At 70.0% G+C, this 21994-nt stretch carries 17 protein-coding genes; 11 read left to right on the top strand and 6 right to left on the bottom strand.

Annotated features, from left to right (window positions below):
• Nucleotides 1–95: 95 nt before the first annotated feature.
• The gene (locus LO762_RS00920; RefSeq protein WP_230611511.1) at nucleotides 96–3212 is read right to left on the bottom strand and encodes a WD40 repeat domain-containing protein; all 3117 of its coding nucleotides are present in this window, start codon (nucleotides 3210–3212) and stop codon (nucleotides 96–98) included.
• Nucleotides 3209–3580, bottom strand: a complete 372-nt coding sequence (locus LO762_RS00915; RefSeq protein ID WP_230611508.1) for a hypothetical protein — start codon at nucleotides 3578–3580, stop codon at nucleotides 3209–3211. The genes LO762_RS00920 and LO762_RS00915 overlap by 4 nt, the downstream gene beginning before the upstream one ends.
• Nucleotides 3581–4008: 428 nt before the next feature.
• Between LO762_RS00915 and LO762_RS00910 the strand changes: the two genes are divergently transcribed.
• From LO762_RS00910 to LO762_RS00900, 3 genes are all read left to right on the top strand, one after another.
• Nucleotides 4009–4206, top strand: a complete 198-nt coding sequence (locus LO762_RS00910; RefSeq protein ID WP_230611504.1) for a hypothetical protein — start codon at nucleotides 4009–4011, stop codon at nucleotides 4204–4206.
• A gap of 409 nt (nucleotides 4207–4615) precedes the next feature.
• Entirely contained in the window at nucleotides 4616–4969 is a 354-nt protein-coding gene (locus LO762_RS00905) for a MerR family transcriptional regulator (protein ID WP_230611501.1), read from the top strand.
• Between the two features lie 36 nt (nucleotides 4970–5005).
• Nucleotides 5006–6001, top strand: coding sequence for a zinc-binding dehydrogenase (locus LO762_RS00900; RefSeq protein ID WP_230611498.1), 996 nt, complete (start codon nucleotides 5006–5008; stop codon nucleotides 5999–6001).
• A 153-nt stretch (nucleotides 6002–6154) separates the two neighbouring features.
• On the opposite strand, the gene LO762_RS00895 is transcribed toward LO762_RS00900, so the two are convergent.
• Complete coding sequence (locus LO762_RS00895) at nucleotides 6155–6649, bottom strand: DoxX family protein (protein WP_230611495.1); 495 nt, start codon at nucleotides 6647–6649, stop codon at nucleotides 6155–6157.
• Nucleotides 6650–6746: 97 nt separating this feature from the next.
• On the opposite strand from LO762_RS00895, the gene LO762_RS00890 reads away from it, so the two are divergent.
• The 3 genes from LO762_RS00890 (at nucleotide 6747) to LO762_RS00880 (ending at nucleotide 9926) form a co-directional block, all read left to right on the top strand.
• Nucleotides 6747–7451 carry a TetR/AcrR family transcriptional regulator gene (locus LO762_RS00890; protein WP_230611492.1) on the top strand — a complete coding sequence of 235 codons (705 nt, stop codon included), beginning with the start codon at nucleotides 6747–6749 and terminating at the stop codon, nucleotides 7449–7451.
• A 175-nt stretch (nucleotides 7452–7626) separates the two neighbouring features.
• The gene (locus LO762_RS00885; protein WP_255684367.1) at nucleotides 7627–8712 is read left to right on the top strand and encodes a winged helix DNA-binding domain-containing protein; all 1086 of its coding nucleotides are present in this window, start codon (nucleotides 7627–7629) and stop codon (nucleotides 8710–8712) included.
• A 416-nt stretch (nucleotides 8713–9128) separates the two neighbouring features.
• Nucleotides 9129–9926 (top strand): BTAD domain-containing putative transcriptional regulator, encoded by a 798-nt coding sequence (locus LO762_RS00880; protein ID WP_308103166.1) that lies wholly within the window; start codon nucleotides 9129–9131, stop codon nucleotides 9924–9926.
• Between the two features lie 56 nt (nucleotides 9927–9982).
• Here the strand turns inward: LO762_RS00880 and LO762_RS00875 are convergent, their stop codons facing one another.
• Together LO762_RS00875 and glyA are read right to left on the bottom strand one after the other, a co-directional pair.
• The gene (locus LO762_RS00875; RefSeq protein WP_230611483.1) at nucleotides 9983–10759 is read right to left on the bottom strand and encodes an SAM-dependent methyltransferase; all 777 of its coding nucleotides are present in this window, start codon (nucleotides 10757–10759) and stop codon (nucleotides 9983–9985) included.
• A 16-nt stretch (nucleotides 10760–10775) separates the two neighbouring features.
• Complete coding sequence (gene glyA / locus LO762_RS00870; protein ID WP_230611481.1) at nucleotides 10776–12107, bottom strand: serine hydroxymethyltransferase; 1332 nt, start codon at nucleotides 12105–12107, stop codon at nucleotides 10776–10778.
• A gap of 145 nt (nucleotides 12108–12252) precedes the next feature.
• On the opposite strand from glyA, the gene LO762_RS00865 reads away from it, so the two are divergent.
• Nucleotides 12253–13617 carry a cytochrome P450 gene (locus LO762_RS00865; RefSeq protein WP_230611478.1) on the top strand — a complete coding sequence of 455 codons (1365 nt, stop codon included), beginning with the start codon at nucleotides 12253–12255 and terminating at the stop codon, nucleotides 13615–13617.
• On the opposite strand, the gene LO762_RS00860 is transcribed toward LO762_RS00865, so the two are convergent.
• The gene (locus LO762_RS00860; RefSeq protein ID WP_230611474.1) at nucleotides 13592–14335 is read right to left on the bottom strand and encodes a thioesterase II family protein; all 744 of its coding nucleotides are present in this window, start codon (nucleotides 14333–14335) and stop codon (nucleotides 13592–13594) included. The genes LO762_RS00865 and LO762_RS00860 overlap by 26 nt on opposite strands.
• Nucleotides 14336–14458: 123 nt before the next feature.
• Here LO762_RS00860 and LO762_RS00855 point away from each other — a divergent pair, with 123 nt between their 5' ends.
• From LO762_RS00855 to LO762_RS00840, 4 genes are all read left to right on the top strand, one after another.
• Nucleotides 14459–15127 (top strand): flavodoxin family protein, encoded by a 669-nt coding sequence (locus LO762_RS00855; protein ID WP_230611471.1) that lies wholly within the window; start codon nucleotides 14459–14461, stop codon nucleotides 15125–15127.
• A complete protein-coding gene (locus tag LO762_RS00850; RefSeq protein ID WP_230611465.1) occupies nucleotides 15124–16491 on the top strand; it encodes a phenylacetate--CoA ligase family protein in 1368 nt (455 codons plus the stop codon). Before LO762_RS00855 ends, LO762_RS00850 begins: the two co-directional genes overlap by 4 nt.
• Before the next feature lie 359 nt (nucleotides 16492–16850).
• Nucleotides 16851–18518 (top strand): anthranilate synthase component I family protein, encoded by a 1668-nt coding sequence (locus LO762_RS00845; protein WP_308103165.1) that lies wholly within the window; start codon nucleotides 16851–16853, stop codon nucleotides 18516–18518.
• Nucleotides 18518–21904: an amino acid adenylation domain-containing protein gene (locus LO762_RS00840; protein ID WP_230611463.1), complete on the top strand. Its 3387-nt coding sequence runs from the start codon at nucleotides 18518–18520 to the stop codon at nucleotides 21902–21904. Before LO762_RS00845 ends, LO762_RS00840 begins: the two co-directional genes overlap by 1 nt.
• Nucleotides 21905–21994 lie beyond the last annotated feature (90 nt).

The raw sequence follows: 21994 nt of genomic DNA, 5'->3' as shown, positions 1-21994 counted from the left end.
CATGTCACCCCTGCGGACATTGCGACCAATGGGGCAAAACTATGCGGATGGCTGCTTGCCGCAGGACCGAGGAGGCGGCGAGCCCCTCGGCCAAGTCACCGGCGGGCACCATTTTCAGGCCCGTCCGGCGAGAATCGGATGAGGGTCACCTCCCCTCGGTCAGTGCCCACGAGTACTCGTGTGCCGTCGATCGCGAGCTTGAGGAGCCTGCCGTGCACGGTGAGACGGCCTACTTCGTGACGAATCAGAAGATCGTGCACGACGACCATCCCGTTCTCCCCCTCCATGGCCAGGAATCGGCCGTCACGGCTGATCGCGGCCGCTTCGCCGCAAGGTATCTCGTGGAAGGCCCCCGAGGCGGGCGGCCAGAGCCGCTCGATCCGGTCGCCGGACGAGATGGACCATCTGTCGACGGAGACCAGGTCCGGGAGGTAAAGCCCGCCAGTCCGAGACACGGTCACGACGGTTTTTCCCTCCGCCGCGAACTTCACGGCAGGGATGAAACAGCCGTCTCTGGTGAACTCGCGGTGGAGATCCCCTGTGTCCAGATCCCAGACGCGAAGCACGCCATGGGTGGTGCCAGTGACGGCGAAGCGGCCATCGGGGGAGACGTCCATGGCGATCGTGCTCCAGTGACGGTCGGCGTCGACGTAGAAACGGACCGGCCTTCGCTCAGGGTACGGTGGGTCGAATCCTATGGGGGGCAGCTCTGATTCGCGCGCTCCGTCACGGGATTCCCACTGCTCATCGGCGGGGACGCCCTCCACCATCAGCCTGCGAACGACCAGCCGCAGGCCCAATTCGAAGATGTCGAGGTCATGGTTCCTCGCTACGACGTGGCAGGCCCCGTCGGGCGTGAGGCCGACCGAATCGGCGTGCGGTCCGGGGAGGATGAGCTCGGGGTGGCCGGATGAAACGGCCCACACTATGGTCGTTCCATCTCTCCCGACGGACACCGCGCGATCACCGCTGAGCGCGATCGCTTCGACCGGCCAGCGGTGACCTTGGCGAGTGGTGCGCCCGATTCCAGGTGGTGGCGCTATGGCATAGACGCCTCGCGTGATCTCACCGACGATGACCAAGCGAGCATCGGCCGTGATCGCCAGCGCAGTGACCGCATCGGCGAAGAAAGTGCCGATGATCTCGCGGCGACGCAGGTCCCAGACCGCGATAAACCCTGTCTTCCGCTCCTTGCACAAGACGACTGCGTAACGTCCATCCGGAGTGATCGCGGCGATCGGACCGTCATCGGAATCCTTCTGGGCGTCAATGTAGAAGGGGATGGCCGGTGGCACTTTCCAAGGGAGGGCGAGCAAGTCCTCGGGAGTCGCGAGGACTTGCTCCCGGGTGTTGATGTCCCACGCCACGACATTCCGGCCTTCTAGCATGGCCAGCACACGGCGACCGTCTTCGCTGAAACCGATGCCCCAGACCCTGTGGTCACTACTGGAGAAGCTCTGTATCAAGGCCCCGGTCACGGTGTCGCAGAGGTCGACGCCTTTGAATCTGTTGACCGCGACAAGCTTCTCATCGGGAGACAGAGCCAGCTCGCCGAAACCGGTTCCGGGCTGGGCCAGGGTGTGTGCCAGCAGCCAGGTGCCCTCACGGGGCGCACTCCACTCGGCCCGAAGCGTTGGCTCGTCCTCAGCGGGACAACCTGTTATCAGGTCAGGAACTCCGAAGTTGGCGCACCCGTATTGGAGCTGCGTGAGCGTGAGGCCGGGCCGCCGTCTTGCGAGCCGGGACCGCAGGTTGTGCGCTTGCTGGGTGAGGGCGCCATGAATGGTCTCGAGAAGGAGGCTCTCCTTGAAGATCTTGCGTAGTGCCCCGACTTCCGCCGAGAGAGAATCGACACCGGATGCGGCCAGCCGCGCTCGCAGAAAGGTGGGGTCTGTGACCGTCTTCTCGGTGACTTGGACGACGTCATCGATTTCCTCGTGTTCTGCTGCCTGACGATAGTCGGCCAGGTAGCCCAGCAGATGAGCGATGGCATGAGGCTCCATCCGCCCCGCCGTCAGGGCGTTCACGATGCGGCGGGTCGCCTCCAGCGGATAGATACGGTGCTCTGGTGAAGTCCGGAGGTAGTTCCGCAGCGCCTCGTGATGGGGGAGGAAGGGGCCGTCGCCTTCGCCGGACAGATAAGGGGAGCACAGGTCCAAAGCCTCATCGACCGCGGAGGGCGCGAGTCCCGAGATCGTGGTCAGTTGCCGGCGGGTGAAGCCCTCGCCTCTGCTCTGTACGAGCAACCCGAGGATGGGCCGGACCGTGCCGCGCCACCGATCGGCGTCGGCGGCGATCCTGCGGGACAAGAACTCGCGGTAGAGCTCGGCGAGCCCGGAAGGCAGGGAGCCCAGGCGATGAGCTGGCTCGCTGATGCACTGACCGACCGCGCAGACGGCGTAGAGGAAGTTGCCGTTCGCCGCGTCACTGATCCGGTTGGCCAGGAGCTCGGAATCAGGGACGCCGGTCTCCCTGAGGCGGCGCAGCGCGTAGTGGCGTACATCGCCGGTATGGGAGGACGGGATCTCCGCCAGGGCCATGTGGCCATCGGTGAAGCGGCGGGCGGTAGCACCGGTTCGGGTGGTCGCTATGAGACGGAGTTGTGGAATCGGGTCGTTCTGGATGGTCGAGAGCAGCCAAGCGAGAGAGGATGCTGCATCGTTCTGTTCGTCGCACTCATCGATCGCGTCTATGAGGATCGTCACGGTCCGGTCCAGATGGGCCAGCGGCTTCCGGAAGTAGTCGTGCAGGAGCCGTCGCAGATCGGTGGCGGGCAGGACGAGGCTTCCGATGCCTGTGATGGAGGAGCCGTGGACGTCCCCGGAGATGGATTGCGTAACGGTGACACTGATGTCATCTCCGTGTGCGATCTGCTCGGCGTAGCCGGGCACGGTCTTGCAGAGCTGGGAGGCCAGACGTTCTAGGACGGCTCGTGGGTTCAGCGACTCATAACGGCGGGCTTGACAGAAATGCCAGGCGTGAATCCAGCCTGGTGTGAAGCCGTGCGCAGTCGGGCAGGAGCCGAGCGAGATCTGGACCAGCCGCATGGCGATCGACGTCTTGCCGAATCCGGGTTCTGCCACGAGCAACAGGAGAGGGCTGCCTAGGGCGTGGCGCTCGGCGATCCGGTCGAATAGGGCTGCGGACACTACGAACTCGTCCGACGGCGCAGTCAGTTCGGCGGGGATGCCGCTGCTGACCGAATCCTTCATATTCGATCAACCTCGCTGACCCCGACAACCCGCGAGCCGCTTACGTTCTGGAAGCGTTGCCGCACGTCGACGGCACCGCCCACGTGATCGCGGGCAATACCGCTGACCTCACTGTCACTGACGTCTCGAAACACCTGCTCCACGTGCAACGGCGGGCTTGGTGGCGGACCCTCGGACGTGTCTCCGGCACGGACGATTTCCGTCAGGATCTGGCAGACGACCAGGACCACGATCCCGACACCAACCGGCCACGCCCAGCCTTCTGTCCACACATTGACGAGTGCTGAGAGCGTGGTGGCCACCACGAAGGTGACGGCCGTCAGCAGTTGGGAGGTGCGGTGTGGAATCCAGGTAAGCAAGATCTTCACCCCTAGATGCGTTCCTGATCTCAGCTTATGTAGGCGATGTTGGGAATTTTCGATTCCTGCACATTGGATCTAGATCATCACGGAGGAGTGGAATGCCGGACCGGGGCGGACTGTCGTTGCTTCACTCTGGCGCGAAGCCACCTTGCGCGAGGTGATCAACATCTATGCGGATTGTGGAGTGTCGCCGAGTTGTGAGGCGAAGAGCCATCCTTCATATCGACGATCACTGGGTGCTCACCGATCGGTTCGACGGCCATCGCCGTCGATGATGTGAGATGGACCAGTCGTCGCCTCCAGGATGGTCCCCGTGCCGCGCGGATGGGTGCTCGCTGCAGGCGGTGACGAAGACGCGATCTAATTCTGGAAGTAGGAGATGGGATCGGCGGCAGGAAGTCGCTTTCGAGGCGTTGGCGATCCGTCGTTGCTGGGTGTTCGAGCAGGCGTGGGAGGACTGGAGGAAAGCAGCCGGCATCCGTGAATTCTGCCGTGCCTTGGAAGCGAGCAGTGTGCCTGGGGAAGAGCCAGATCCGTGGGTTGCTTTCGGGCTTGCGCTCGCCGACAGCCTTGATCCGATCGTGCATGGCCGTCGGCTGAATGCTGGTGAAATTCGTGACCCGGGGCGCTGATGAAAGTCAGCGTCACGGGTTACGAGCGCAAGTGAATCAGGGTCGTAGAGGCCACACCGTGTGGGTGATGGTGGTGGGTATAGCTCGGACGATGAGAGCGAAACCGTGGGCAGTGGCGGTGCGGTGAGTCGCTGGGAGGAGGGCTCAGATGCGGTCAGGCGCGGTCAGATGCGGGCATCATGCTTGGGCCAACCTGCGATCATGGCTCTGAGCTGGGGAAACGGTCTGGTAGCTCTGGGTGTTCGCATCGAAGGGGTCAGGGGTTCGAATCCCCTCATCTCCACCTTGGGGTGTTGGCGTGAAGCGGCACCCGGTAGGGGCGAAAGGTCTCAGAGCTTCTGGCTCTGGGGCCTTTTTGGTGTTTGGGGGGCTTTAGGAAGATTGGGTGGGGTTCGGGGGTTTAGTGGGTGTGAGGATCAGTGAAGCTGCCAGGGTCAGCGGGGTTAGTGCACGGTCGCTGCGGTACTACGAGGAGGAGGGGCTGATCGTCTCTGGACGGTCGGCTAACGGGTATCGGGACTACTGCCAGTCGACGATCGAGCGCGTCCGTCTCGTTCGCGCGTTGCTGGACGCGGGGCTTCCGGTCCGGCTGGTGAAGGAGGTGCTGCCCTATGTCACGTCCCAGGACGGGGTCTGCGCCGAGTTCCTGGCGCAGGTGCAGAGTTACCGCGACCGCCTCGCCGAGCGCATCGCCGGGCTCGCCGAGCGGCAGGCCGCCCTCGACGCCTACCTGGCGGCGGCCCGGCCCGACCGGGTGCCTTGACCTTGACACACACGTCAGGGTTTTACGGTCTGCCGCATGAACCACAACGAGCCGACACGCGCCCTGGTCCAGGTGTCCCACCAGGGGCCGAAGGACCTGACCCTCGTCAACGACCACCGCGTGCCCACTCCGAGCGCCGGGGAGTACCTGATCCGCGTCGGGGCGGCGGGGGTCAACTTCGCGGACGTCATGCAGACCCTCGGCACCTACGAAGGCGGCCCCGAGGCCCCCTACACCGCCGGCTTCGAGGCCGCCGGTGAGATCGTGGCCCACGGTCCTGGGGCAGAGGCCCTCCTACCGTTGGGCACCCACGTGGTCGGGGTCGGGTCGGGGGCCTTCGCCCAATACATGGCCATGCCCGCCGACGGCGTGCTCCCCGTTCCCACGGGCTGGACCGACGCCCAGTCCCTCGGGCTCGTCCTGAACTGGGCGACCGCCCTGGCGGCGTTGAAGCCGCTCGGTCGGCTGGCCGCGGGCGAGGTCGTCCTCATCCACGCCGCGGCCGGAGGCGTGGGCCAGGCCGCGCTGCGGCTCGCCCGCCACTACGGCGCACGCGTGATCGCCACCGCCTCACCCGCCAAGCATGACACCGTCAAGGACCTCGGCGCCGACCACGTGATCGACAGCGCCCACCCCGCCCTGGACGAAGAGATCCTCCGCCGCACCGGCCCCGTCGACCTCGTCCTGGAATCCGTGGGCCGGGCGACCTTCGCCGCCAGCCTCGCCGTCACCCGTCCCGTCACCGGCAGCATCGTCGTGTACGGCGCCGCCTCCGGCCACGCCGACCTGTCCACGCACGACCTGCTGTTCACCCACCGAGTCCAGGTCAAGGGGCTGCACATCCTTGCGCTCGCGACCCACGCCCCCACCATGTTCGCCGAACTCCTCACCGAGCTGGAGTCCCTGATCGCCCAGGGCGTCTACCCGCCCGGCGCCCCTGAGGTCCACCCCCTAGCCCAGGGTCCGTCGGTGCTCCAGCGGCTCGAAGCCCGCCAGACCCGGGGCAAGCACGCCCTCGACCCCTGGCGGTAGCGGCCGCCGCCCAGGTTCGCCGACGGCCAGGAGGGGCGCTCACCGTCACCCCAACCATGATCATGTGCGCAGCCGCCGTAGGCGAGGGAGGCGCCCAGCTCGGCTGGGACGCCGGTCTGCTCGCAGATCATGGGTGGGGTCGACGGGTGGGGTTCAGGCGGCGTGCTTCCGGATGGTCGCCGTCGTCACCGGGCGCAGGGAGCCGGCGAAGCGTTGTGCGATCGCGTAGTCGGCGCTGAATCGGCCGGGGCCGGCCAGCAGGAGCGCGAAGGAGGCCGCCCCCATGATCAGGGCGAAGCCGGAGCCGCTTCCGTCGGGACCGATCGGGATCGACTCGCCGGCGTGCACGAAGACCAGCGCGCCGACCATCACCACGGCCAGACCGGCGCAGATCGCCCGGCTCAGCAGGCCGGCGACGAGCAGGATGCCGCCGAAGAACTGCACGATGGCCGCGAACGGGGCCGTCAGCGCGGCCAGGGGGATCCCGGCGCCCTGGTAGTTGCCGACGTTCGAGGTGACGCCTCCGGGCTGGGAGATGTCCCCGTATCCGTGCACGACGAAGATCACGGCGACGGCGACGCGGAGCACAAGAAGGCCCGTGTCGTTCGCACTGGGGAACTGCTCCGCGAGATAACGCAACCTGTCCATGGGGCACACCTCCGTGTTATCGGTGATTCGCATATGATGTTATCGGCGATCCGAACCCCCTGCAATACTGATAGCCGATATTCGTTAGCATTGATACATGGCGGACGAGAAGACGGCGGTGCGCGACCGGATCCTCCAGGTGGGTCTCGAACTCCTGGAGGGCGGCGGGGACGAGGCGGTCTCCACGCGCGCCGTCGCCGCCGGCGCGGGCGTTCAGCAACCGACGCTCTACCGCCTGTTCGGTGACAAGCGAGGTCTTCTGGACGCCCTCGCGAGCTACGGATTCGAGCGCTACCTCGCCAGCAAGCACCAAGCCCACGCCAGCACCGGGAACGTGTTCGAAGACCTCCAGGTCGGCTGGGACAACCACGTCGCCTTCGGGCGCGAGCGACCACACCTCTACGTGCTCATGTACGCCAACACCGCCAGCGGTGACACCTCGCCACCGGCCAAGGCCGCCTACCAGGCACTCCTCGCGGCGATGCGACGGGTCGCCGCGACCGGCGCGCTCCGGGTGCCCGCCGACGTCGCCGCGCACATGATCCAGTCCGCGGCCATCGGCGTGACCCTGCGGCTGATCGCACGCCGCGACGACCCCGCCCTGAACGAGCTGTCCCCACGCGTCCGCGACGCCGTACTCTCCGCGATCCTCGTAGGAGCCGAAGTCCCCACCGACTCCACCGGCGACGTCGCCGCACGGGCACTCACCCTCGACGCGGTCCTCCCGGCCGCAGGCGAGATCCTCACGGAGCCCGAGACCGCCCTCCTGCGGGAATGGCTGCGCCGACTGGCCCGGCGGTAGGTCCGCACGGCGACTTGCAACCCAAAACCGTCACCTATGCGGGGATGGCCGGTTGCGGTCAGGTTGACGGGGTTATTGACTTTGGCAAGGTGGGTGGGGAATTGGGTGGATGTGATGTGGGTCACGGTTGAGTGGTTTGGGAGGTGGGGTGGGTGGGGATGGTTAGCGTTGGGGTATGGCACTGAGTCGGCGGGTCTTGAATCGGGCGTTTCTGCGGCGGCAGCTTCTTGATGAGCGGGCATCGGTGGGGGTGGGGGAAGCTGTTCGGCATCTGTTCGGGCTCCAGTCACAGCAACCTATGCCGCCGTATTTCGCGTTGTGGTCGCGGGTCGCGGATTTCGCGCCGGAACGGCTTGTCGAACTGCTGGTGAACAGGGAGGTGGTGCGGGCGACGCTCATGCGGTGCACCGTCCACCTGGTGACGGCCGACGACTGCCTCGCGCTGCGCCCGGCGGTCGCGCCCGTCATCGACAGGCAGCTGACCGGAAACCCGGGGCGGGCCGCCGAGCTGAAGAAGATCGACGACCTGGGGGCGCTCGCCGCCGCCGCGCGCGAGTACCTGAAGGAGCCGCGCGGCGCCAAGGAGCTCGGCGCGCACCTCGCCGCGGCGTGGCCGCAGTGCAAGCCGGCCGAGCTGGCGCGGATCGCCCAGTTCGTCGTCCCGGTGCTGCAGACGCCGCCGCGCGGGGTGTGGGGCAAGAGCGCCCAGCCCGCCTGGACGGCCATCGAGGACTGGCTGGACAGGCCGCTGGAACGGCCCGCCCAGGTGGGTGCGGCGCTGCGGCGCTACCTGGCCGCGTACGGGCCCGCGTCGGTCGCCGACATGCAGAAGTGGTCGGGCCTGGGCGGGCTCGCAGAGGTCGTCGCGGGCCTGGATCTGCGCACCTACCGGGACGAGGCGGGACGCGTCCTGTACGACCTGCCGGACGCGACGCTGCCGGCCGAGGACGCGCCCGCGCCGGTTCGGTTCCTCGCCGAGTACGACAGCGCGATCCTGTCCCATGCGGACCGCGCCCGGATCATCGACGCCGCGCACGTGCCCGCGGTCGTGGCGAAGAACGGCATCGTCAAGGGCACCTTTCTCGTCGACGGGTTCGTCCGCGGGGTGTGGAGCGAGGCCGGGGGGTCGGTGTCCGTGACGCCCTTCGTGGGCCTGTCCGCAATCGAGACGGAAGCCGTCGAGGCCGAGGGGGCGGCGCTCGCCGCTTTCGCCGCGCCGGGCCGGGCGACACCGAGGGTGACAATTCAGTCGGCGCAATAGCGGACACGGGTTGTCCGCGTTTGCAGTTCCGCCGGACGCCGCGCAAGGCATCCACGCCGTTCCGTACCAGCTCTTCCCGAATATCGACGCGGCCATCCGGACGTCTCGTCATTGAACACGATTCGTCATCCGGGTAAACGGCGCAAGAGCCGATCAGAACTGAGCGTGACGTTATCCGGCCTACCATTCGGCGACTTGTCCGGTCAATATTCTTCGGGTGGCGACCCGATCCGGCCATTGACGGCTCATATTCCACCAAGTCTCCGGCGTGTCCGCAAAGGATACGGCAGCGGATCACGTGTCCATTGACGAACCGACGGCCGGGCTGGGCTACCGCACCAGCTTGCGGCGAACTCAATGCGCGAATGGTCGTTATTATCCTGTTGTAAGGGAGTTGCTCCCGACGGAGGGCTGTTATGGGCCTGTCATTCTCAAACGATGCAGAAGTGAGAGTGGCCTTGATGGGCCGCTTCTCCGTGTCCATCCACGGTCACGAAGTACACCAATGGCGGGCCGGCAAGGCGCGCAACCTCTTTCAGTACCTGGTCATCAACAGAGAGCGAGTGGTACCGAAAGACAAACTGTACGACACGCTCTGGCCGCGCAGCGACTGGTCGCCGGGTTCGAGTTCCCTGAAGGTCGCGGTGCACGCGCTGCGCCGGATTCTCGACGAGGCGGCGGGCGCCGAGTCGTCCGTCCGGATCATCCACCAGGACTTCGGCTACGTGCTGCGGGCCGACCAGATCTGGGTCGACGTCGAGGAGTTCGAGGCGCGCGTCGACGAGGGCAGGTCCGCTGCTCAGGCCGGTGACCGCGAGGCCGCGACGGGCGCCTACGCGGGTGCGATGGAGCTGTACCAGGGCGGTTTCCTCGTCGGGGAGAGCGGTGACTGGATCGAGGAGCAGCGCGAGTGGTGCAAGGCCCTCGCGCTGCCCGCGCTCGCCTGGCTCGCCGACGAGTCGTTCGCCCGCAGCGATCTCAACGAGATCATCCGATGGTGTCGGCGCACACTCGACATCGACCCCTATAACGAACGGGCCTACCAGCTCATGATCATGGCCCACGGTGAACAGGGGAATCTCGGATCGGCCCGCCGCTGGTACGGAATTTGCGCGACCCGGCTCCGCGAGGATTTCGACGTGGAGCCCAGCGAATTCACCCAGCAGGTGTACCGCCGAATTCTGCGGAGGCAGCGGCCGGCGGTGTCCGCCTGAACCCGCGAGAAAAGGGCCCCGCCGCGAGGCGGGGCCCTTTTATTGGGGCCGCCGGATCAGTTCAGAACGCCGACTCCGGCCATCGCGCGGCGGTAGGCGACCTGGTCCTCGGTCACCGGCTCGTCGGGACGCCAGGCGGGCGTCGGGACGAGGCCGGGCTCGACCAGCGTGTAGCCGGCGAAGAACGCGGTCACCTGCTCCAGGCTCCGCGGGAACATCGGCTGGGCGAGCTCGCGGTAGATCGCCAGCACCTTCTCGGCGGCGACGGGCCAGTGCTCGGCCGTCAGCGCGTGGGAGAGCGCGAGGTGGCTGCCGGGGGCGCACACGTCGCGGTAGGCGGCGACGATCCCGGCCGGGTCGGCGGTGTCGGGGATGAACGGGAACACCCCGGTGGCGATCAGCGCGACCGGCTTGCTGAAGTCGATGAGGCGCCGCGTCTCGGGGTGGGATAGCACGTATGACGTGTCCCGGATGTCGGCTCGCAGCGCCGTCACCCGTGGCAGGTCGGCGACGAGCCCGAGCGCCCGTTCGACGGCGACGTCCTCGATGTCCACGTAGACGATGGTCGCGTCGGGCGCGATCTCGTGCACGTTCCCGGACGCCGGGATGCCGGAGCCGAGGTCGAGGAACTGGGTGATCCCGGCCTCCCCGTGCAGGTACCGGACGGCGCGCTGCATGAACGAGCGGTTCTCCTTCGCGACGTCGGGGGTGGTCGGCGCGACGGCGAGGAGCTGGTCGATCAGCGGCTGGTCGACGTCGCGGTCGGCCGAGCCGCCGATCAGGTAGTCGTAGACGCGGCAGGCGTTCGCGCGGTCCGCGGAGAGCTGGGTCATGGGGTTTTGTCCTTTCTCACCCGGAGTACCCGGGAATCGGGAAGCGGGCGCACAGGTCGGCGACGTCGCGGCGCACCGCGCGCAGCACGTCGGCGGGCAGGGCGGAGGACGGCGGGCGCAGCGCGCCGAGCACCCGGTCGGCGAGGTCGGCGCAGGCGTCCATGTCGGACGGGCTGAGCCCGCGCTGGGCGAGGATGTTGGTGCCGAACCGCAGGCCGCTGGTCTGTCCGGGGACGCCGCTGTCGGCGGCGATCCGGTTCCGGTTGGCGAGGATTCCGGCGGATTCGAGGGCCGTCTCGGCGGCGCCGCCGGTGAGGCCGCGCGCGGCGACGTCGACGATCACCATGTGCGTGTCGGTGCCGCCGGTCAGCGGTTCCCAGCCGCGCCGGGCGAGGGCGGCGGCGAGGGCGCGGGCGTCGAGGGCGATGCGTTCGGCGAGGGCGCGGAACGACGGCCGGGTGACGAGGTCGAGGGCGCGCGCCTTGGCGGCGACCCCAGCGGGGTTGAGGGTGCCCTGGCTGGCGGGGAAGACGGCACGGTCGAGCAGCCGGGCGAGCGGGACGCCGCCGGGCCCCGCCGTCAGGTGTTCGGCGCCGCTGAGGATGAGCCCGCCGCGTGGCCCGCCGAGCTGCTTGTAGGTGCTCGTTGTGGTGATGTGCGCGTGGTCGATCGGGCTCGGCAGGATGCCCCCGGCCACGAGGCCTGCGATGTGCGAGATGTCCGCGAGCAGGTAGGCGCCCACCTCGTCGGCGATCTCCCGGAAGACCACGTAGTCGAACGCGCGCGGGTAGGCGCTGGCCCCCGCGACGATCACCTTGGGTTCGTGCCGTTTGGCGAGGTCCCGGACGTGGTCGTAGTCGAGGAGCCCGTCGGGGCCGAGCCGGTAGGCGAGCGCGCGGAAGTGGCGGCCGGTGACCGAGGCGGGCGACCCGTGGGTGAGGTGGCCGCCGCTGTCGAGGTCCATGCCGAGCAGGGTGTCGCCGGGCGAAAGCAGCGCGAAGAGAACGGCGAGGTTGGCTGACGAGCACGAGTGCGGCTGCACGTTGGCGTACCGCGCGCCGAACGCCGTCTTGGCGCGCTCGACGGCGAGCCGTTCGACGTCGTCGAGCCGGGCGCAGCCGGGGTGGTAGCGCTTGCCCGGATAGCCCTCCGCGGTGAGGTTGGCCAGCGCGGCGGCGCCGCAGGCCAGCACCGAGGGCGCGGCGAGGCTCGCGTAGGCGACCATCGCGAGCGTGTCGCGCTGGGCGGTGAGCTCGGCGTCGAGCAGGGTGGTCAGTTCTGGGTCCTCGGTGGCGAGCTCCCGCGCCGCGAGCGCGGTGAACGCGGCGCCGACCTCGGTGATGCTCATGTCGCGCTCCCGGATCGTCGTGGTGTCCGCGGCAAAGCAAAGGTCCGGAGGGTTAGGCACCGGTTATGAAGCGCGCATAACCGGCGGACAACTGGGCCGTCCTAGGGTCCGGTCGGTCCTACGACCCCGATCCAGGGAGACGATCATGGCGGAAACCGGCAACCTGTGGCCCGAGCTCGACCGCGTCCCGCAGCCCCCCGAAGGCGTTCCCGTGCCGCCGGACGCGGTGGGCGTCACCCAGTACACGCCGATGCAGGCGGCGATGGCGTGGGCGCGGAAGCTGGGCCCGATCTACGCGACGGCGGGGGCCGGCTTCGAGATGGTGGTGGTCTCGGGCGCCGACCTGGTGGCCGAACTGTCCGACGAGGCGCGGTTCGCCAAGCACGTCGGGTTCGGCATCGACGCGTTCCGGCCGGTCACCGGCGACGGCCTGTTCACCGCGTACAACGACGAGCCGAACTGGCGGCTCGCCCACGACGTCCTCGGCCCGGCGTTCAGCCGTGAGGCGATGGAGCGCTACCACGACGGCATGCTCACCACCGTGGGCCGTCTCCTGGAGTATTGGGACGCCCGGTGCGGCGCCGACCCGGTGGACGTCGTGGACGACGCGACGAAGCTCGCGCTGGAGACCATCGGACGCGTCGGGTTCGGCTACGACTTCGACTCGTTCTCCCGCGACGGCCTGCACCCGCTGGTCGCCGCGATGATGGAGACGCTCCAGTACTCGATGATGCCGCCGGACGCGCAGCAGGCGGGCGCCTCCGAGAACGACCGGAAGATCAAGTACATGCACGACCTCGTGGACGAGGTCGTGGCCACCCGTGGCACGTCGGGCGGCGACCACGCCGACCTGCTGCACGCGATGCTGGACTCGGCGGACGCCAAGGGCGAGAAGCTCACGCCGGAGAACATCCGCTTCCAGATCCTCACGTTCCTCATAGCCGGATACGGCACCTCGGCGGGCATGCTGTCGTTCGCCCTCTACTTCCTGTCCACCCACCCCGACGTGCTGAAGCGGGCCGTCGCGGAGGTCGACGAGGTACTCGGCGACGGCGAAGCGCCCACGTACGAGACCCTCGCGAAGCTCCGCTACGTCCGCCGCGTCCTGGACGAGGCGCTGCGGCTGTGGCCGCCGACGCCCGGCTTCATGCGCGAGGCGCTCCAGGACACGTCGATCGGCGGCCACCCGATGCGCAAGGGCGCGTGGGCGCTCGTGCTCGTCCCGATGCTGCACCGCGACCCGGTGTGGGGCGGCGACGCCGAGGCGTTCGACCCCGACCGGTTCCTCCCCGAGGCGAACCGGGCCCGCGCCCCGCACTCCTACAAGCCGTTCGGGACGGGCGCGCGGGCCTGCATCGGCCGCCAGTTCGCCCAGCACGAGGCGACGCTCGCGCTCGCGCTGATCCTGCGCCGCTACCGGATCCAGGGCGCGCCGGGCTACGAGCTGGCCATCCGTGAGGCCGGCTTCTTCATGCCCGACGGGTTCACGCTGGCGCTCGACCGCCGCTGAGCAGGGAACCGAGCGCGGCGCGCAGGAGCTTGGCGCCGTCGTCACCGTAGAAGTGGCCGCCGGGCAGCGTGGTCAGCGTGCACTCCCCTAGGGTGTGCCGCGACCACTCCCGGCAGCCCTTCTCCCCCACCTCCGGGTCCGCCTCACCGCGGAACACCACGATCGGGCAGCGCAGCGGCGGGCCGTCGGCGTACGTGTAGGTCTCGACGACGGCGAAGTCCGCGCGGATCGACGGCAGGAAGAACTCCAGCAGGCCCGGTTCGTCGAGGAGCTCGGGCGGGGTCGCGCCGTACTCGCGCAGCTTGGCGGCGAGCGCGGCGTCGGGCAGCCGGTGCAGCGCGCCCCGGTGCGTGTCCAGGTGCGGCGCCTCCAGGCCGGACACCGCCAGGAACGACGGCTCAGGCAGGCCGCGCCTACGCAGCGCCCGGACGAGCTCGTAGCCGAGCAGGGCGCCCATGCTGTGCCCGAACACGGCGTAAGGCCGTCGCCCGGCCAACGCGGCGGCCGCAGGAAGCAGCTCCGCGACGACCGAGGCGGCGTCGGTGTGCGCGGGCTCCAACAGGCGGCTCTCCCGGCCCGGCGGACGCGCCGCGAACACGGCGGCGGGCAGCTCGCCCGGCCAGGTGTGGAAGGCGCTCGTGCCGCCTCCCGCGAACGGCAGGCAGACCAGGGCGGTCGCGGCGTCGGACGGCCCGGCCAACTCGATCAGGGGTTCCATGCCCCCAAAGGCAGACGGTCGTGGTTAGGCCCCGGTTACGGAACGGCCTAACCCGTAACCCGACGCCAACCCGGGCTGCCTAGCGTGCGCCACGTCCAGCTCACGGCACACCGAGGAGGCAGCATGCCCGCCCGACCGAAGATCGTCGCCGTCAACGGGTCCATCAGGGACGGCAACACAGCCGACGTCCTCCGGCACGTCGGGGCCATGGCCGAGCGCCGCGACGTCGCCTTCGAGGTCATCGACGTCCGGGACCTGCGGATGCTCGGCACCGGCACGTGCGGCGACTGCAACGCCCGCACCGAGGTCTGCGCGATGCAGGACGACCTGCCCGCCGCGGTGCGGGTGCTGCGCGAGGCGGACGGCGTCATCTTCGCCGCGCCCGTCCAGGGGTTCGCGATCTCCGGCCTGATGCAGACGTTCATCGAACGCGCCGGGGTCTGCCACCTGCGGTTCGAACGGCCGCTCACGAACAAGGTCGGCGGCGCCATCGCGATCGCCCGCCGGTACAGCGCCACCGAGTCGTGGACGCACCTGACCGCGCACCTCCTGCTCAACCGGATGATCCTCGTCGGGAGCGGCTTCCCCGCCGCCGTCCACGGGCTGCACCCGGGCGAGGCGCTGCACGACGAGGAGGGCATGACGAACGTCGAGCGCATGGTCGACCGGATGATCGACATGATCGAGCTGCTCGCCGAGCACCGGGGGCTGACCGGGCGGGAGCCGCTGCCCGTGCCGGACGCCAACGAGCGCGTCGGCATCGCCTTCGAGACCGTGCGGGGGCGGGGATGACCGGCTTCCTCGACGCGCACGCGGCGCTGCACGCCGCTTACGAGGCCCGTACGCTCACCGACGGCGAGTTGGCCGCCTGGCGGGAGACGCGGCTGCGCGCCGTCCTGGCCAGGGTGGTTGACGGGTCGCCGTTCTACCGGGAGCGGCTGCGCGGGCTCGACCTCGCCTCGGTGCCGCTGGCGGAACTGCCGTTCACCACCAAGGCCGACCTGCGGGACGCGGGCTACGGCATCCTCTCCGGGCCGCCGTCCGACGCGCGGATCTTCTACGAGACGACCGGCACGACCGGGCCGCCGACGCCCTGCCCGCGCGGGCACGCCGACATCGTGTCCAGCAACCGGTCGGTCGCCGCCGCGTTCCGGCGGCAGGTCGAGGCCCGGTTCGGTGCTCGGCGGCCCGTCGTCGCGCTGATGGGGCCGTCCGAGCTGTACGCGTTCGGCGACGTGTTCACCGCCGTCACCGAGGAACTCGACCTGTGCCACGTGAAGCTCTGGCCGGAGTCGCCGCGCGTCGGGTTCGCCAAGGCGCTGCGGCTCATCCGGGACCTCGGGGTCGAGGTCGTGGTCTGTGCGCCCGCGCTGTGCCTCAGCCTGGCCAAGGCGGCCCGCTACCACGGGTTCTCGCTTGCGGAGCTGCCGCTCAAGCTGTTCCTCGTGCTCGGCGAGATCTGCACGCCGGAGTTCGCGGCCAACGTCTCCTCACTGTGGCCGGACGCGACCGTCGCGCCCATCCTGTACGGCTCGCAGGAGGCCCTGTGCATCGCCACCGGCGCCCCTGACGGCCGCCTCCGCCTCGCCGAACCGAACTACGTCTTCGAACTCGTGGACCCGTCGACGGGCGCCCTTATCCAGGACGAGGACGGCTCGGGCGCCGAAGGCGAACTCGTCCTCACGATGCTCGGAGACGGCATCAAACCCCTGATCCGCTACCGCACCGGCGACCTGGTCCGCATCGACCCCGACCCCGGCTCGGGCCCACCCGGCCGCGTCGCCACCGTCATCGGCCGGGCCGCCGACCGCCTCCGGATCGGCGCCGCCACGCTCCACCCCACCGAACTGGAGGCCGCCATCCTCCACAACGTCCAAGGCTGCTACGGCTACCAGGTCGAAATCAGCCCCACCAAGGTCACAGTCCGCCTGGACCTGACAAAGCTCCCCACCCCAGGCACCCTGGACCGCCTCCGCACCCTGGTCGGCCCCGCCACCCCCGTCCACCTGGAGGTCGAACCCGAACTGGACCCGGTGACGTCCACCGGCGCCTTCGTCAGCTGGAAAGCCGCCCGAGTCCTCGACACCCGCGTAGCCCCCGACCCCGCCGACCTAGCCGCCCGAGCCGCCGCCCCCCGCCAAACGGTGACCTCATGACCAACAAAAACAACCCCCACACCACACCCAACACACCTAGCACACCCGACATACCCGGTGCATCCAGCACACCCGGCACACCCGGCACAAGCAACATGCCCGGCGCGAACGACACCCACGGCGGAACCGGCACGAGCGGCGTCAGCACGAGCAGCGTCAGCACGAGCGGCGCCTACGGCACCCAGGACGGAAGCGGCGTGAGTGGCATGAACGGCGCACACGGCACAGACAACGCACACGGCGCAAACGGCACGAACAGTACACGTGACACCCACGGCGCGAGTGACACCGAACGCGCGAGTGACACCCACGGCGGGACCGGCACGAGCGGCATGCCCATCACGAGCAGCGCGCACAGCGTGAGCGACGCACACAGCGTGAGCGACGTGAGCGGCGCGCACAGCGCGAGCAGCATGAGCGGCGCGCACAGCGCGAGCAGCGTGAGCGGCGCGCACAGCGCGAGCAGCGTGAGCGACGTGAGCGACGTGAGCGACGCGCACAGCGTGAGCGACGTGAGCGGTGTAAGCGGTGTACAGGGCAGGCGCGGGGCGGGGGGTGGGGTGGTGAGGGTGCGGACGGAGCGGTATCGGGTGTTGGTGCCGGAGCCGCTTGCGGCTTATCGGGTGCTTGTCGGGAGGTACGGGGCGGAGGGGGTGTGCCTGCTGGAGTCGGCCGGGGGGCCGGGGGCGGATCGGGGACAGCATGTTGTGGCGTTCGGGCCTGTGCTGACCGTTTCGGTGACGGCGGGGCGGGTGGACGTCGCGGGGGCGGAGCCGCTGTGCGGGCAAGTTCGGGCGCTCGTCGCCCGTTTCACGCCGGTGGAGGGGCCCGCTCTCTGGGAGCTGCTACGGGCGCTGGAGGCACATTTTGAGGTAGACGCGGGGCCGTCCGCGTTCGACTTCGGTTTTGTCGCGCACTTCGGTTATGACACCGCCCGGTACATCGAGCGCCTCCCCTACCTCATCAACGGCGATCCCAACGTGCCCGACGTACACCTCGTGCTCTACCAAGGCGTGCTACGCATCCCCATCACCGGCGACGAAGCCGACCTCCTACTCCACACCTCCAACACCTGGCCCAACACCCACACCACACCCAACACCCATGATGAGGGTGGGGAGGGGTGGGCGGGGGGTGTGCTCGGGCTGATCGCGAGTCTTGCGGGCGCGGGGTTCGTGCCGTCGGCCGGGTCCGGCGCGCAGGGCGGTGTGGAGGGGGAGGGTGATACGCCACGGGAGGCGTATGTGGCCAAGGTGGCCAAGTGTCTGGGGCATATCGCGGTCGGGGACATCTACCAGGTGGTCGTCGGCCACGAGACGGCGTTCCGGAGTGACGCCGAACCGGTCGCGGTCTACGCGCGGCTGCGGGAGCGGACGGCGGCGCCGTACATGTTCCTCGCCCCCTCGGCCGGGAGCACCCTGGTCGGCGCCAGCCCCGAGCTGTTCGTCAGGGTCGTGGACGGGCGCGCGACGATGCGGCCGCTCGCCGGGACACTGCCCGTGGGCGACGACATGGCGGCCTCCGTCACCCGGCTCAGCACCGACGAGAAGGAGATCGCCGAGCACGTGATGCTCGTGGACCTGTGCCGCAACGACATCAGCCGGATCTGCGTCACCGACACGCTCGACGTGCCCGAACTGCTCGCGGTCGAACGGTTCGGGAAGGTCCTGCACCTGGTCTCGACGGTCGTCGGCGACGTCCGCCCTGAAGCCGACTCCTATGACGTCATCGCGGCCCTCTTTCCCGCGGGCACCATGACGGGCGCGCCGAAGATCCGCGCGATGGAGATCATCGAGGAGGTCGAGGAGAGCCGACGCGGCATGTACGCGGGGGCGCTCGGGCTCGTCGGGTTCGGCGGGTACCTCAACCTGGCGCTGTGCATCCGGGCCCTGGTGTACCGCGACGGCGTGTACCGGACCCGCGCGGCGGCCGGGATCGTCGCCGACTCCGACCCGGCCCGTGAGTGGGCGGAGACGCTGGCCAAGGCGGGCGCCGCGCACTGGGCCGTCACGGGGGTGGAGCCGTGATGCGGGTCGTCGTCGTCGACGCCTTCGACAGTTTTGTGCACACGCTGTGCCACTACCTGTCCTCGGCCGGGGCGGAACCCGTCGTGGTGCGCAGCGACGTGGCGGAGCCGGGCCTCGTAGGGTCGCTGCGGCCGGACGCGCTGCTGCTCGGGCCCGGCCCGGGCCATCCGGCGGAGGCGGGGTACGTGCCACTGATCCGGGAGTTCGCCGGACGGCTCCCCGTCCTCGGCGTCTGCCTCGGCCACCAGGCCGTCGGCCTCGCGTTCGGCGGCGAGGTCGTGCCCGCCACGCACCTCGTGCACGGCAAGTCCAGCCGGATCAGCCACGACGGCACGGGCCTGCTCGCCGGGCTCGACGCCGATTTCCGCGCGACCCGCTACCACTCGCTCATCGTCCCCGACAAGACCGTCCCGGCCGAGCTCCAGATCACCGCGAGGTCGCGCGACGACGGCTATGTGATGGGCCTGCGGCACCGTGCGCTGCCGGTCGAGTCGGTCCAGTTCCACCCGGAGAGTATCGGCACCGAGAACGGATACCTGATGATCAAGAACTTCGTGGCGCGGGCCGCCGACGCGCGGGCCGCCGCCCCGCCCGGCCGCGCCGCCGTGGCCTTCGCGGACCTGCCCGTCCCGGACGGGCACGCGCACGAGCTGATCGGGCGGATCGCGCGGGAGCGCCCGGACGCCGTCGCCGTGCTGGACCAGGGCGTCCCGACGACCTTCGGCGCGCTGGACGCCGACGCCGACCGGCTCGCCGCGCACCTGGCCGGGCTGGGCGCCGGGCCCGGCGCGAAGGTGGGGGTGCTGCTGGAGCGGAGCGCGGCCAGCGTCGTCGCCCAACTCGCGGTGTTCAAGGCGGGCGCCGCCGTGGTGCTCCTCGACCCGCGCTACCCGGCCGAGCGGCTCGCCTTTATGGTCGCGGACTCGGCGGCGACGGCCGTCGTGACCACCTCCGGCCTCGCCCCCCTCCTGCCGGACGGCGTCCCGCTCGTCCCGGCCGAGCCCGACGCCGGGTGGCGCGGCCGCGCCCCGGTCGACCCGCGCGGGGAGATCACCGACGAGTCCGTCAGCCACATCGCCTACACGTCCGGCTCGACCGGGAAGCCGAAGGCGGTCGCGCTGCGGCACGGGCCGTTCCGCAACACGGTGCACGCGCTGCGCGCCCAGTGCGGCATCGGCCCCGACGCGCGCGGCACCTGGCTGTGCTCGCCCGGCGCGGGCCTGGTCGAGGTCGACTTCTTCCCCGTGCTCGCGGCGGGCGGCTGCGTCGTCATCCCGGACGAGGAGACGGCCGCCTCCCCCGAGCTGCTGCGGGACTGGCTGGTGGCCGAGCGCGTCACGCACACCCTCCAGATGACGGCCATGGCCGAGCGCCTGTGGACGCTGGAGTGGCCCGAAGGCACGGCGCTCCGTTCGATGCGGATAGCGGGCGAGCGGGTGCGTTCGTGGCCGCCCGCCCGGCTTCCGTTCACCGTGCTCAACGTGTACGGGTCGTCCGAGGCCAACGTCGTGGCCACCTGCGACCTGACCGCGACGGCGGCCGGGCTCTCCGACGCGGAGCGGGCGCGCCGCCGCCCCCCGATCGGCGGGCCCGTCCCGAACGTGCGCACCTACATCCTGGACGACGAGCTGCGGCCGGTGCCGCCCGGCGAGATCGGCGAGCTGCACGTCTCCGGCCGGAGCCTCTCGCTCGGCTACCTGAACCGGCCCGACGAGAACGCCGCGCGCTTCCTGCCGAACCCGCTGCCGGACGACCCGTACCCCGTGCTCTACCGGACGGGCGACCTGGCCCGGCACACCCCCGAGGGGCTGATCGAGGTCGTCGGGCGGGCCGACAGCGAGACCAAGATCCGCGGCTACCGGGTGCACCTCGGCGAGATCGAGAGCGTGCTGGCCGGGCAGGACGGGGTCCGGCAGTGCGCGGTGCTCGCGCGCGAGGACCGCGAGGGCGAACCACGGCTCGTCGCCTACGTGGAGCCCGACCCCGCCCGGCCCGCCCGGGTGCCCGACCTGCGCGCGGCGCTCGCCCGGGTGCTGCCGCCCTACATGCTGCCCGCCGCCTACGTGGTGCTGGCGCTGCCCACCACCGCCAACGGCAAGATCGACAGGGCGGCGCTGCCCGCGCCGTCGGCCGGACGGCCAGAACTCGAGGTGCCTTATCGCGCGCCGCAGACGCCCTCGGAACGTGCGCTCGTGCGGATCTGGGAGGACGTCCTGGAGGTCGAGGGCGTCGGCCTGGACGACGACTTCCACCACCTCGGCGGCGACTCGCTGCGCGCGACCCGGCTGCTCGCCGCCGTCCGCGCCCGGTTCCCCGGCGAGATCGGCATGCCCGACCTGTTCGCCAGGCCGACCGTCGCCGGGCTCGCCGCGCTCCTGGCCGCCGACCCGGCCCGGCCGTCCGGTGACCCGGCGCTCCGGCACGCCCCGTTCCCGCTGACCGCCGCGCAGCGCGAGATGTGGGCGGCGAGCGGCTTCCAGCAGCCGGCGCGCGACGTCTACGAGTGGCCGCTCGACTGGGTGGACGAGCACCGCCTCGCCGCCGCCTGGCGGGCTGTCGTGGCCCGGCACGACGCGCTGCGCACCGCCGTCCACCCGGACGGCACCCAGGCCGTCGCGCCGGAGGGCGCCCACTTCACCCTCCGCGACCTGCGGGACGCGGACGCCGAGGCCGCCGCCCGTGAGCTCGCCGCGATCCGGGCGGCCTCCCGCTCCGGCGCCCGGCCGCACCGGTTCACCCTCAGCCTTCTCCCGGACGGCGGCGCGCACGTCCAGCTCGCCGTCCAGCCCCTCGTCATCGATCCCGAAAGCATGCATCACGTCGTCCTCCCCGATCTTGCCGCCTACTACGAGGACCCCGACACGCTGAGGCCCCCACCGTCGTTCACCTTCCGCGAGCACGTCGCCTCCTCCCGTCCCGAGCCCTCACCGCGCACCTCGCGCGGCCCGGAACCCGGCCACTACAACGGCCTCACCCACCTGACCGCCGACCTCGACCTCCCCTCGTTCACCCGCCTACGCGCCGCCGCAGGCCCCCGCCTCCCCGAACACCTGGCCGCCGCCCTGCACACGGCCGCCCCCCGCGCCACGATCCTGCTGCGCCGCTCCTCCCGCCCCCCGCACCTGGCCGACGTCACCGGCAACTTCGCCCACATCACCGAGCTCTTCCGAGGCGGCCCCGAAACCCTCCTCCTCACCCTCCAGACCACCCCCGCCGACGCCCCGACCGCCCCCTCCGCCGTCATCTCCACCAGCCCCTACGCCACCCTGGACATCCGCGCCGTCCTGGACCCCGACCATCTCCGCCTCCACCTCACCACCAACAACAACCCACCCCAGGCCCAAACTCTCGCCACCTCCTTCCTCACCCACCTCCGCGATCTTTAAACCCACCCCAAAAAAACGGCCCGGTCCGCCGGGCCGTTCCCTTTTCCCAAGCCACCACAAGCACGACAAAGGGGCCGACGGCGCATCCGT

Origin of the sequence: Actinocorallia sp. API 0066 (genome assembly GCF_020991275.1) — a bacterium.
GTDB lineage: Bacteria > Actinomycetota > Actinomycetes > Streptosporangiales > Streptosporangiaceae > Actinocorallia.
This window is presented reverse-complemented; position numbering and strand designations above follow the sequence as displayed.